The following is an 11,938-nucleotide window of genomic DNA, read 5'->3' on the forward strand; positions in this document are numbered from 1 at the left end:
GTATCCCGAGTTCCACTCCTCTGTATGCGGTTGCGCACTGAGCGTTGCTGAGGGTTGCAGCGAAAGGGTACCGGTGGGGGACTTGTCGGGGACCGCGCGTCGTTCGCCACCGCCTCTGAGGTGTTTCTCGGTGAACGAACAGCGCGGGCTGTCTACCGTCTGACGTGCGGCGATGGCTATGCGCGGGCGACTGGGGTCAAGGGGCCGCAGGTTCAAATCCTGTCGTCCCGACAGTGATGTCGTAAGGCCGTTGGCCGGGAGAAATCCCAGGCCGGCGGCCTTTTTTGTTGATGGCCCGGCAGGTGGTGGGCGGCCGTGGTGCCGGCGTCTTGCGATCTTGTCTTGGAGCGCTTGGTCTGGACGGGGGAGATGCTGGAGCCGGTGGGGTCGTTCAGGGTGGCGATGGTGTCCACGTCGTGGTGGGGTGGTTGGTTCGGAGGGGAGGCGGGACTGGGCCTGGTTGTGTCGTGCCCATGGTGGGGTTCGGCAGGCTACCGTGGGGCCGGATGTGAGGGTGCGGCGGTGTTGGTCGGGTGCCGCGGTGGAGCAGGGGGTGTGGGGTGTTGGAGCCGGTGTCGTTGTCGGCGGTGGCCGCTGTTTTCGGCGCCGTGGGTGCGAGTGTGGCGAACGAGGCCGGTAAGTGGGCCTGGGAGTCGGCGGGTGCGTTCGTCCGTCGGGTGACGGGGCGGGATGTGCCGGCGCCGACCGATGCCGCCGAACGGGCCACCGTGGCACAGCTGTTGCTGGATGTGGCGGAGTCGGATCCCGTGCGGGCCAGGGCGCTTCGGGCCTGGCTGGGCGGCCAGGGCGGGGGCTGGTCCGGGCCGTTGGCGGCGCCTTCGCTGCTGCCGCCCTCCGACCGCTTCTTCACCGACCGGCGCAAGGTGCTGGCACTGTTGGACAAGGAGGCCGGACGGAAGGCGGACGGCACGCCCCGCGTCAGTGTCCTGTACGGGCCGCAGGGGATGGGCGTGAGTGCCGCGGCCGTTCACTGGGGTGCGCTGCAGCGGAAGCGGTTTCCGGATGGGCAGCTCTACGCGGACCTCTCCGGCGGGTCGCTGGCCACCGCACCCGATGCGGCCGCCGTGCTCCGGCAGTTCCTGATCCACCTCGGCATGCCGGCGGACCGGGTTCCGCCGGCCGCGCAGGACCGGGTCGAGCGGTTCCGGTCGCTGGTCGCCGAGCGGCAGTTGCTCGTCGTGCTGGACCACACCCGGTCGGCGGCCCAGGTCCGGCCGTTGATCACCGGGGCTCCGGGCGTCGTCACGGTCGTGGTGGCCCGGCGTCCGCTCACCGGTCTCGATGCCGTCCCGATTCCGGTGGGGCCGCTGTCCGACAAGGACGCCAGGCGGCTGCTCACGGACCTCGCGGGGAAGGAGACCGTCTCCGCCGCCGGACCCGCCCTGTCGGATGTCCTCGAACGGTGCGGCGGATCGCCCTTCGCCCTGCGTGCCGCGGCTCCCCGGCTGGCGTTCATCCCCCAGCAGCGCCGGGGCGGCCGGGGCGGTGGTGGCGATGGCGATCCCCACGGGGGTGATCCGGTGCGCGTCGCCGTGCAGGAGTCGTACGAGGCGCTGGAGCCGGAGGAGGCCCGGCTGTTCCGGCTCTGCGCCCTGCGGCCGTGGCCGGCTGTCGGTCCCGAGCTGACCGTGGCGGTCGCCGGACCCGGCGGACCCGCGGTCGAGCGCGCCGGTGTCCTGCTGGCGGGGCTCGCCGAGGCCGGTCTGGTGGAGGCTGCGCCCGAGGGCCGCTACCGCTACCGGCCCGCCGTGCGCCGGTTCGCCGAGGAGCAGGCGGCGCGGGTGGACGGTCTGGCCGCGTGCGCGGGTGCGGTGACGCGTGCCGTGGAGCACCTGCTGCGCTTCGCCGTCCGGGCCGACTACGCGGCGTTGCGGGAGCGTTGGCACGTCGGGCCGCTCTACCGCGAGCTCGGGCCCGGTGACTACCCGGACGCCGGTGCGGCGTTGGCCGCCCTGGCCGCGGAGGTGGGCAACCTGGTCGAGGCGGTGCTCGCCGCCGAGGAGTTGGCCGCGCCGGCCATGGCGTGCGAGCTGGCGGAGGCGTCGTGGGCGGTGCAGCTCAAGGCCGGTCGGCACGAGGCCCTGTTGCCGGCGCTGCGAGCCGCCGTGCGGGCAGCGGTCGCGCACGACCCGGACTCGGCGATGGCCGGCCGGATGCACACCCAGCTGGCGTTCGCCCTGATGGAACTGGACCTGCTGGCCGAGGCCGAGAGCTGTCTGGTCGACGCCTCCTCGGCGTTCGAACGGGCCGGCCACCTGCTGGGCCAGGCCACGGCCGTCGAGTCGCTCGGGCTGCTGAGGCTCCGGCAGTGGCGGTGGCAGCCCGCGTACGACTGCTTCGAGCGGGCCGACGGGCTGCTCGCCTCGATCGGCCCGGACCACGAGCGGGCGGGGGACGTCCCGCGGGCCCGGGCGCTGCTGAAACGGCACCGGGGGCGGGCGCTGCGGGGACTGGCCGAGTACGGGCGGGCCCGGACCTGGCTGACGGAGGCGTTGTCCGAATTCCGGCGTCTGCGCGACGACTACAACGCGGCCCGCACCCTCACCAATCTCGCGGAGACCTGGGCGGACACCTCGGCGACGGAACAGGCGCTGGCCGCGATCGACGAGGCCACCGCGATCCTGGACCGCGAGCAGGCGGAGCCCCATCTGCGCTACCTGGCGGGCCTGCGGCAGCAGTGCCTCACGGAACGGGACTGACCAGGACCGGGTGGGACGCGCCGCCGGTGCGCACCGTCAGCTCCGTCGGCGGCAGGGGTCGCAGGGGTCGCAGGGGTCGGGGGACGGCGGCGCCGTTCCATCGGGCGAACAGGGCCGAGGCGGCCGCCGCCGGGTCGAGCGTGCGGCTGGTGAGGCGGACGAATCCCCGGTCGCGCAGCAGCACTTCACAGGTGTCCGGACCGGAGACGAAGGCCGCGAGCGAGCAGTTCGGGTAGCGGGCGAGCGTCGCCGCGGCCCACTCCCGGGGCGGACCGATCCGGGGGTCGTCGGCCTCCCCGTGGCGGAGGATCGCGTCGGCCAGACCGAGGAGGCCCTGGTCGAGGGTGTCCTCGTGCACCGCGAGGTGATCGGAGCCGGGCCCGGAAGGCCCGTACCGGCCTTCGGTGACCCGCTCGATGGTGACCTCGTGCGGGCGGGGCCCCGGGCGGGTACGGACCCGGAGCGGCACGGTTCGGATCGGCGGCCGGTAGGCGGGGAGTGGGAGCAGGTCCAGGAGAGCCGGCTCTGTCGGTTCGGGCAGTCCCATGACCTCGTAGAAGAGCGAACGCAGCAGGCCGGCTGCCTCGCCGGGCGACGACGTCGTCAACTTGCCGGGAGCATCAAGAGGTTGATGGTCAGTCAGGAGTCGGTTCAGCTGTGGCAGCAGGGGGGAGTCCAGGGCGAGCCGGGGGGCTTCGCGGACGAAGGCCGCCACCGGCGAGCCGGCGCCCAGCACCTCGTCGGAGGCCGTGCCGAGCAGAACGGGGGTGCCCAGTGCGGCAGCGTAGTAGCTGACCGAGCCGAAGTCCCCGATCACCGCGTCGGCGGCGATCAGTGCCTGTCGCCAGCTGTCCAGGGGGTCGATCAGGATGAGGCCGGCCCGCTCGGCGCGGTCCAGCCAGAGGCGGACCTGGCCGGGGCCGTGGCCGTGCCAGATGTTCGGGTGGAGGACGGCCGCCACCCGGTAGTCGTCGACCGGGAGTTCGGCGGTGAGGCGGTCGAGCAGCCACGGCAGCGGGTCGTCCGTGCCGGCGTCACCGAAGAGCGACTGCGGGTTCCAGGTGGAGTTGAGCACGATGAGCCGCTGCCCGGGTCGGACGTCGAACGCGCGGCGATGGCGTTCCCGGTGCGGAAGGGCGGCCAGGATGCGGTCGAAGCAGGGGTCGCCGCCGAGCACCGCCGTCGGAGCGGCCTCGGGGCAGGCTTCGCGCAGCCGGCCGAGCTGCTCGGGGTGGGAGAGCACCATCGCCCGGGCGAGCGGAATCCCGTCGGACAGCAGCCACTCGGGCGCCAGGCCGAAGACCGGGGCATGCGGCGCGTTCGGTGTTCGGTGTTCGGTGTTCGGTGTTCGGTGTTCGGTGTTCGGTGTCGCGAGCGTTTTATTGTATCCGGTGCCGTGTGAGAGGACGACCAACTTCCCCTGGAAGTCAGCCAGTTCACCGCCGAAGCTGGCCGACAGGGCGAGGTCGACGGGTGTCTTCCTGGCCTGCTCCCACGGAAGTACCGGAACCCCGAGGGAGCTCAGCAGCTCGGCGACTCCTGCGCTGAAGGGGGACGATCCCGTGCAGGCGGCCAGCAGCTGGATCCTGAGGTCGTCGCGGAACAGCGGAACGACGTCCAGGAGTCGGGTCGCGGAGGTCACGTTGTGGACGACGAGGAGAACCCGGCGGCAACCACCGCGGGTGGTCCACCTCGAAGCGTCCTCGCCCACCGGAACCCGGATCCAGTCGGTCACCAGCCCTGCCAACCCGCCGCTCCTTCGATGCTCGCCGCCTCCCCTCGCGAGGTCCGGCCATTGTTCCACGGTGTGGATGTCGAGGCTCGGCCTCGGTCGGGACCGGTCGGTTCGGCCGGACCCGACTCGCGGTCAGGGTCTTCGCTCGGCGGCGGGTTGGGGGGTTGGGGGTGATTACGGGTGTTCGAGGCGGATGGCCGCGGCCGGGCAGACCGCGGCGGCGTCCTGGACGGCCTGGTGGAGGTCGGCGGGCGGTGCGGCGTCGAGGAGGACGACGATGCCGTCCTCGTCGCGCTGGTCGAAGACCTCGGGGGCGGCGAGTACGCAGTGGCCGGCGCCGCAGCACTTTTCCTGGTCGATGTGGATGAGCATGGCTTTCCCTTCGGAGGATCGGTTCGGACGCGGGGGCTGCTACCAGGCGAGGGGGAGCTCGTGGACGCCGTAGATGAGCATGTCGCCCCGGAAGCGGATCTCCTCGAACGGTACGGCCAGGCGCAGTTCGGGCAGTCGCCGCAGGATGGAGTTCAGCGCGATCTGCAGTTCCAGTCGGGCCAGGGGCTGTCCGAGGCACTGGTGGACGCCGAAGCCGAAGGCCAGGTGGAGGCGCGCGTCGCGGGAGAGGTCGAGCTCGTCGCCGGCGGGGAACTTCTGCTCGTCCCGGTTCGCGGTGCTGATCATGCAGATCACGCCCTCGCCCGCCCGGATCAGGACGTCGCCGATGGTGACGTCCTCGGTGGCGACCCGGGTCAGGCCGGAGTGCACGATGGTGAGGTAGCGCAGCAGTTCCTCGACGGCGCCGCCGACCGACTCCGGGTGCTCGCGCAGGTGGGCGAGCTGGGTGGGGTTCTGCAGCAGGGCCAGGATGGAGAGCGCGGTCATGTTCGCCGTGGTCTCGTGTCCGGCGACCAGCAGCAGCCGGCCCATGGCGCCGATCTCCTCGGTGCTCAGCTCGCCGCGGGCGACCAGGCGGCTGAGGATGCCGTCGTCGGGTTCGGTGCGCTTGGAGTCGGTGAGCTTGACCAGGTAGTCGGCCAGGTTCTGCTGGGCGATCCGCACCTCGTCGGCCGAGGAGTCGCGGCGCAACAGGACCCGGCTGCACTCCTGGAAGAAGCCGTGGTCCTGGTAGGGGACGCCGAGCAGCAGGCAGATGACCAGGGACGGCAGCGGCAGCGCGAACTCGTGGACCAGATCGCCGGAGTTACGGCCGGCGGTCAGCTCGTCGAGCAGTTCGTCGGCGATGCGCTGGACCTCGGGGCGCAGTGCCTCGACCTTCTTGATCATGAATTCGCTGGTGAGCATCCGGCGCAGCTGGGCGTGCTCCGGGTCGTCCATCCGGATGAAGGTCCGCTGGCCGCTGCTCAGCTGGCGGGCGCCGGCGCTGATGAACGGGAAGCCGGGCCGGGCGGCGTCCGAGCTGAAGCGGGCGTCGCTGAGCACGGCCTTGATGTCGTCGTGGCGGGTGACCAGCCAGCTGGGGGCGCCGTCCCAGAGGGTGATCCGGCTGATCGGTTCGTCCTGCTGGGCCTGCTGGTAGGCCGGCGGCGGGTCGAACGGGCAGCCGCCACGGGCGGCGGGGTGGGTGAACTGGGGGTTGTGAGCGGCGGTGGCCATCATGGGCTCCCTTCGCGGAGCGGATTTGCCGGTGGCGCCGAGCGGATGGGCCTGCGGTGCCGTGGGGTAGCGCCCGGGACCATTGCATGCCCTAAGCAACTAACTCACCGTCACGCTAACTCGCGGTCAGTGGTGGCGAAAGGGCTCATCCGGTGGCGAACGAATCTGTCCGGAAACCGGTCAGTGGTCGAGAGGGGAACCACTCCCCGAACGGGGTCGCTACAGTTCCCCCATGCCGGACGCAACAGACAATCCGACCGCCACCTCCGAACTGGAGGAGGTGCTGGCCTCGCTGGCCTACCTGCTGACCCGCTCGCAGGAACACGAGCGCCAGACGGCGCGGGCCGGCATCACGGCGGCGCGCTCGGACGTCTACCTGCTGCGCGCGCTCGCCGAGGCCGAGGAGGTCAGCCGGGTGGGCGACCTGGCCGCCCGGCTGATGGTCAAGCCCTCCCACGTCACCCGGCAGATCGACCGGCTGCAGACCCAGCAGCTGGTGGAACGGACCCCTGACGTGCTGGACCGCCGGGCCCGCCAGGTGGCGCTCACGGCCGAGGGACGGGCGATGCTCAACCGTCTGAAACAGGCCAACATCGCCGGTCTGGCCAATGCGCTGGACGGGATTCCGGCGCCGGACGTCGCCGCGACGGTCAGCGTGCTGCGGCACTTGGTGGACCGGTACGTGCGGCAGGTCCGGATCAAGATGCTGGCCGAGGACGCCGCGCCCGTGGACGGGGCGGCCGGGGGCGTCGGCACCGCCGACCCGGGCCCGAACCGCCGCCCCTGACGCGGGGCCCGGAAAGGGAGGGAGCGCCGGAGCGGGCGCCCCCTCCGAGGTCGGAGCCGTGCGGGGATCAGGACCGTGCGGGGATCAGGACCGTGCGGGGATCAGGACCGTGCGGCGATCAGGGCGGCCAGTCCGTCCAGCCCGCGGTCGACGGTGTCCGGGTCGACCTGGCTGACGGAGAGCCGCAGCTGCCGCTCCCCGCCCGCGCCCGGGTAGAAGTGCGACATCGGGGTCCAGATCACCCCGTACTCCGAGGCCGAGAGTTCGAGCAGTGCGTCGTCCACCGCGAACGGCACCGTGACCACCAGGAAGAACCCGCCGCGCGGTTCGTTCCAGCTCACCCCGCTGCCGGGCGGGAAGCGCCGCGCCAGGCCCGCCAGGACGAGCGCGAGGTTGCGCCGGTAGAGCGCGGCGACCTCGGTGTTGGCGGCCCGCAGGCTGTAGCCGTGTTCGAGCAGCGCCCCGCCGATCACGGCCTGGGCGATCGGTGAGGTGTTCACCGTGGTCATGCTCTTGATCATGCCGAGCAGGTCGGCCAGCAGGTCGGTGCCGCCCGCGCCGTCCGCCACCGGCTGGTCCGCCACCACGTACCCGACCCGGGCGCCGGGGAGGGCCGTCTTGGCGAAGGAGCCGAGGTGGACGACCCGCCGTTCGGTGTCCAGGGCCTTGAGCGAGGGCAGCCGTTCCTCGCCGGCGAAGACGCAGTACGGGTTGTCCTCCAGCAGGAGGAAGTCCTCCTCGGCGGCCAGGGCGAGCAACTCCCGCCGCAGCTCCAGCGGCAGGCTGGCCCCGCTCGGGTTGGCGACGTCCGGTACCAGGTAGAGGGCGCGCGGGCGCAGCCCCTCGGCCCGGGCGGCGGCCAGTTGGCGGCGAAGGTCGGCGAGGTCCACGCCGTCCGGGCCGTCGGCGACCGGCCGCACCGGCAGGTCGGCGAGCAGCGCCGCGCCGGTCAGCCCCACGTACGTGGGCGAGACGGCGAGCACCACGTCCTCGGGGCCGCGGCGCAGCGCCCGCAGCACCAGGAACATCGCCTCCTGGCAGCCCACCGTCACCACGATCGACTCGGCGGGCACCTGGATGCCCTCGTCCACCGCGAGGTGGGCGGCGATCAGCTCGTGGATGATCCCCTTGGTCCGCCCGTACTGGAGCACCTGCCGCCGGGCCGCCTCCTCGGAGAGCCCGTGCTCGGCGCGCAGGTGGGCGACGTAGCGGTCCAGGTGGCGGTGGACGGCGTCGAGTTCGAAGAACTGCTCCGCCGGGCGGCCCGCGGCGAAGGAGACCGCCTCCGGGTAGCGGATGGAGATCTCGTTGAGCAGGTTCATCGAGGTCATCGCCGGGTCGGCGAGGGAGGGGTGCAGGTCGGCCCGCAGCAGGCCGCGGGGTGGGGCGGTGGTGGTCACGGGGCACTCCAGGTGGGGCAGGGCATGGGGGTGGTGCGCAGCGCGGCGGCCGCGCTCAGGTCGGCGCAGCCCGCGAGGCCGAGCGCGTGCCGCAGCTCCGCGGCCAGCAGGTCGAGCACGTGGGCGCAGCCGGCCTCGCCCCGGGCCGCCAGGCCCCAGATCATCGGGCGTCCGAGCAGCACCCCGGACGCCCCGAGGGCCAGGGCGGTGAGCACGTCCGAGCCGCCGCGCACCCCGCTGTCCAGCAGCACCTGGCAGTCGCGGCCGGCCAGCGCCTCGGCGACGGCGGGCAGCGCGGTGATCGAGGGGACGGCCCGGTCGAGCTGGCGGCCGCCGTGGTTGGACACCACCACGGCCTCGGCGCCGAGGTCGGCGGCCCGCACCGCGTCCGCCGGGTCGAGCACTCCCTTGACCATCAGCGGCAGGCTGGTGTGCTCGCGCAGCCAGGCGAGATCCGCCCAGGTGACGGCGGGGGAGAGCAGCTCGGCGGTGTGCGCGGCCACCGCCGAGACGGCGGTGGTGGCCTGGTGGGCCCGCCCGGCGGCGCCGTCCTCGAGCAGGACCGCGCGGACGTCCGCGGGCAGCGCGAAGGCGTTCCTGGCGTCGCGCAGGCGGCGGCCCATGAACGGCACGTCGGCGGTGACGACCAGGCACTCGCTGCCCGCCGCCTCGGCCGCCGTGACCAGGTCGAGCAGCCGCCCCCGGTCGCGCAGCCAGTACAGCTGGAACCAGAGCGTGGCTCCTGTCGCGGCCAGCTCCTCGAAGCCGACGCTGCTGAGCGTGCCGACGGTGAACGGCACCCCCGCCGCGGCCGCCGCCCGGGCCGAGGCCAGCTCGCCCTCGGGGTGGAACAGCCGGTGGTACGCGACGGGCGCCACCGCCACCGGCAGGCTCGCGCGGCTGCGCACCAGGGTGGTGGCGGTGTCGCAGGCGGAGACGTCGGCCAGCACCCGGGGCACCAGGGCCAGTTGGTCGAAGGCCGCCCGGTTGCCGGCGAGGGTGCGCTCGCGCTCCGCGCCGCCCTCCAGCCAGTCCCAGACCTCGGGCGCGAGGACGGCCCGGGCCGGCTCCGCGTACTCGGCGACGGAGAGCGGCTGGGCGGAGGGCGACGGGAAGGAAGGTGATGGGACGGAGGGCGACGGGACGGAGGGCGACGGGGCGGGGGAGGGCTGGTGCCCGGTCAGGGCCGGCGCGTTCATCCGGCCACTTCGCTGGCGCTGCGCTGGAGTTCGACGGCCTCGTAGAGGGCGCGGACGTTGTTGCTGCCGAAGGTGCGGGCCCGGATGCGCTCGATCACCTCGAAGAAGAAGGTGCCGCGCGGGTGCTGGGAGCGGGTGAAGATCTGGAACAGCTGGCCGTCGTGGTCCTGGTCGACCAGCAGGTCCAGGGCGCGCAGCTGGTCGAGCGAGTGCCGCAGCGGCGTCAGACGGGTGGGCAGCGCGTCGAAGTACGCGCCCGGGGTGCGCAGGAACGGCACGCCGCGTTCCGCCATCGCGGAGACGGAGTGCACGGCGTCGGCGGAGGAGAAGGCCACGTGCTGAACCCCGGCGCCGCCGTGGTCGGCGAGGAAGGAGGCGATCTGGCCGCCCGCGTCCGGGCTGAGCGGCTCGATCAGGGTGAGCGTGACGCTGTGGTCGGCGCTCTGCACGACCGCCGAGTCCATGCCGAGCGCGCCGACCTCGATCCGCTCCTCGAAGATCATCCGGAAGCCGAAGACCTCGCAGTACCGGCGGACGGTCTCGCGCAGCTCGCCGGAGGGGACGCAGACCGCGAAGTGGTCGACGGAGCGCAGTCCCACCGTGCCGGCACCGGTCACGGGGACGGCGTCCGGCAGGCCGGGGATCCGGTCGGCGGAGGCCTCGGGGCCGCGTTCGATCAGGGTGTGCACCACGTCGCCGAAGGCGCCGACCACCGCCGTGACGCAGCCGTGCGCGGCCTGCGGCGGGCGCAGGCCGTCGGCGCCCCGGCCGGTCAGCGTCCGGTAGGCGTCGGCGGCGTCCGGCACCCGCAGGGCCAGTGCGCCCACGCCGTCGCCGTGCCGGGCCAGGTAGTCGGTGGCCGGGTGGCCGCCGGCCAGTGGCTGGGTGAGCAGCAGCCGGATGGTGCCCTGCCCGACCAGCGCCGAGAGGCAGCGCTCGGCGGCCTCGCCGCGCTCGGTGGGCGGGACGAGCAGCTCGAAGCCGTACTCGGTGGTCAGCCGGGCGGTCTCGGCGGTGAGGTCGGACAGGTAGAACTCGACGTGGTCCAGTTCGACGGGGAGCGGGGCGGCGGTGGGCGAGGAGCGGTCGGTCATCCGAGGAGCTTTCTGGTGAGGAGGAGAGGAGGTGTCGAGGGTGATCGGGCGATCAGGTGCGCTGGAGGTCCGGGGCGCTCCCGGGCTCGGTGGGGCTCTTGGGCTCTTCGGGGGCCTCGGTGTCGGTGGGGCTCTCGGTCCCGGCGGGGCTCTCGGTCCCGGTGGGGGCCTCGGGCTTGCCGAGCAGGTGGGCGGCCGCGAGCAGGGCGCCGAGCACCATCACGGCCAGCACGACCCGGAAGTCCAGGGCGGCCACCAGTCCGGAGCCGACGCCGACCGCGAGGGCCTGCGGGGCGGTGAGCGAGAGGTTGACGGCCGCCTGGGCGCGGCCCATCAGCTGGGGCGGCGTGGCTGCCTGGGCGGCCGTGGCGAGGCCGACCATGGCGGCCGGGATACCGGCCCCGGCGATCACCAGACCGGCCGCCACCACGGGGAGGGACGGCGCGAGCAGCAGGACCGTGCCGAGGCCGAACACCACCGACCCCGCCATGACCGTCCGGCGCGGCCCGAGCCGGCCGATCAGCAGGCCGCCGACCACCGAGCCGCCCAGCGCCCCGACCGCCTCGGTCGTCTCCAGCACGCCGAGGAACTGCGGCGGGCGGTGCAGCCCGTGCTGGGTCAGCGCGAACAGCACCGGCTGGAGCAGGCTCAGCACGAAGCCCGTGACGGCGGTGGCCGCCACCAGCGGGCGCAGCCCGGTCGCACCCCGCAGGTGGGCGAAGCCCGCCAGCACCTCGGTGCGCCACCGGCGGCCCGAGGGCTCCGGCCTGGGCTCGTCCGCCCGCAGGCCGAGGAAGGCCAGGGCCGCCAGCAGCAGCACGCCGAGGTCGGCCAGCGCCACGGCGTGCCCGCCCAGCCAGCTGTAGAGGCCCGATCCGAGCAGCGGCGCGACCAGCGTGGTGCCGGCCCGGGCGCTCTGGGTGAACCCGGCTGCCGCGCCGAAGTCCTGACGGTCCGTCAGGATCGTGCGCAGCAGGGCGCTCTGCGCCGGGGCCAGCACGGCCCCGGCGAGACCGCAGAGCGAGGCGGTGCAGTAGATGATCCAGACCCGGTCCGGACCGTCGACGAGCAGCAGGGGCGTCAGCCCCGCCGCCACCACCAGGTTGACGCCGACCAGCAGCGGCCTGCGCCGGACCCGGTCGGCGAGCAGGCCGCCCAGCGGCAGGAGCAGCAGCGGCGCGGCGAAGCAGAACAGCACCAGCCCGGCGGCGGAGTTGCTGCCGGTCAGCACCTTGGCCCAGATGCCGAGGGCGATGGAGAGGGCGCTGTCGCCGAGGACGGACAGGGTCTGCCCGACGAGGTAGCGCCGGAACTCCGGGCGGGCCAACAGCGGGTGCATCGCGGTTCCTTCGCTGCGCCGACGGCGCTTCGGGGTGCTGGACGTGCTGGACG

General features: G+C 73.6%; 9 protein-coding genes. 2 read left to right on the plus strand and 7 right to left on the minus strand.

Going from position 1 to position 11,938, the window contains the following annotated elements; all coding sequences use genetic code 11:
- The first annotated feature begins 692 nt into the window (after positions 1-692).
- Positions 693-2,720: a tetratricopeptide repeat protein gene (locus tag ACIQVZ_RS22075; RefSeq protein ID WP_402452301.1), complete on the plus strand. Its 2,028-nt coding sequence runs from the start codon at positions 693-695 to the stop codon at positions 2,718-2,720.
- On the opposite strand, the gene ACIQVZ_RS22080 is transcribed toward ACIQVZ_RS22075, so the two are convergent.
- The 3 genes from ACIQVZ_RS22080 to ACIQVZ_RS22090 form a co-directional block, all read right to left on the minus strand.
- Positions 2,704-4,467: a hypothetical protein gene (locus ACIQVZ_RS22080; RefSeq protein ID WP_402452303.1), complete on the minus strand. Its 1,764-nt coding sequence runs from the start codon at positions 4,465-4,467 to the stop codon at positions 2,704-2,706. The genes ACIQVZ_RS22075 and ACIQVZ_RS22080 overlap by 17 nt on opposite strands.
- Positions 4,468-4,629: 162 nt before the next feature.
- Positions 4,630-4,827, minus strand: a complete 198-nt coding sequence (locus ACIQVZ_RS22085; protein ID WP_350887074.1) for a ferredoxin — start codon at positions 4,825-4,827, stop codon at positions 4,630-4,632.
- Between the two features lie 39 nt (positions 4,828-4,866).
- A complete protein-coding gene (locus ACIQVZ_RS22090; RefSeq protein WP_402452306.1) occupies positions 4,867-6,066 on the minus strand; it encodes a cytochrome P450 in 1,200 nt (399 codons plus the stop codon).
- Between the two features lie 232 nt (positions 6,067-6,298).
- Between ACIQVZ_RS22090 and ACIQVZ_RS22095 the strand changes: the two genes are divergently transcribed.
- On the plus strand, positions 6,299-6,853 hold the full coding sequence (locus tag ACIQVZ_RS22095) for a MarR family transcriptional regulator (protein ID WP_350887080.1): 555 nt from the start codon (positions 6,299-6,301) through the stop codon (positions 6,851-6,853).
- Between the two features lie 101 nt (positions 6,854-6,954).
- On the opposite strand, the gene ACIQVZ_RS22100 is transcribed toward ACIQVZ_RS22095, so the two are convergent.
- The 4 genes from ACIQVZ_RS22100 to ACIQVZ_RS22115 form a co-directional block, all read right to left on the minus strand.
- Entirely contained in the window at positions 6,955-8,184 is a 1,230-nt protein-coding gene (locus ACIQVZ_RS22100) for a PLP-dependent aminotransferase family protein (RefSeq protein WP_402452401.1), read from the minus strand.
- A gap of 65 nt (positions 8,185-8,249) precedes the next feature.
- Entirely contained in the window at positions 8,250-9,452 is a 1,203-nt protein-coding gene (locus ACIQVZ_RS22105; protein WP_402452310.1) for an alpha-hydroxy acid oxidase, read from the minus strand.
- A complete protein-coding gene (hppD, locus tag ACIQVZ_RS22110; RefSeq protein WP_402452312.1) occupies positions 9,449-10,546 on the minus strand; it encodes a 4-hydroxyphenylpyruvate dioxygenase in 1,098 nt (365 codons plus the stop codon). Before hppD ends, ACIQVZ_RS22105 begins: the two co-directional genes overlap by 4 nt.
- 52 nt (positions 10,547-10,598) lie before the next feature.
- Entirely contained in the window at positions 10,599-11,885 is a 1,287-nt protein-coding gene (locus tag ACIQVZ_RS22115; protein WP_402452314.1) for an MFS transporter, read from the minus strand.
- Positions 11,886-11,938: the final 53 nt, after the last annotated feature.

This window comes from Kitasatospora sp. NPDC098663 (genome assembly GCF_044760075.1).
In the GTDB taxonomy this organism is placed as follows: domain Bacteria; phylum Actinomycetota; class Actinomycetes; order Streptomycetales; family Streptomycetaceae; genus Kitasatospora.

Excerpts from the sequence above, each read along its gene's own strand:
- ACIQVZ_RS22085 (WP_350887074.1), bottom strand. The coding sequence starts at position 4,827 with ATGCTCATCCACATCGACCAGGAAAAGTGCTGCGGCGCCGGCCACTGC.
- ACIQVZ_RS22090 (WP_402452306.1), bottom strand. The coding sequence starts at position 6,066 with ATGGCCACCGCCGCTCACAACCCCCAGTTCACCCACCCCGCCGCCCGT.
- ACIQVZ_RS22095 (WP_350887080.1), top strand. The coding sequence starts at position 6,299 with ATGCCGGACGCAACAGACAATCCGACCGCCACCTCCGAACTGGAGGAG.
- ACIQVZ_RS22100 (WP_402452401.1), bottom strand. The coding sequence starts at position 8,184 with ATGACCTCGATGAACCTGCTCAACGAGATCTCCATCCGCTACCCGGAG.
- ACIQVZ_RS22105 (WP_402452310.1), bottom strand. The coding sequence starts at position 9,452 with ATGAACGCGCCGGCCCTGACCGGGCACCAGCCCTCCCCCGCCCCGTCG.
- hppD (WP_402452312.1), bottom strand. The coding sequence starts at position 10,546 with ATGACCGACCGCTCCTCGCCCACCGCCGCCCCGCTCCCCGTCGAACTG.
- ACIQVZ_RS22115 (WP_402452314.1), bottom strand. The coding sequence starts at position 11,885 with ATGCACCCGCTGTTGGCCCGCCCGGAGTTCCGGCGCTACCTCGTCGGG.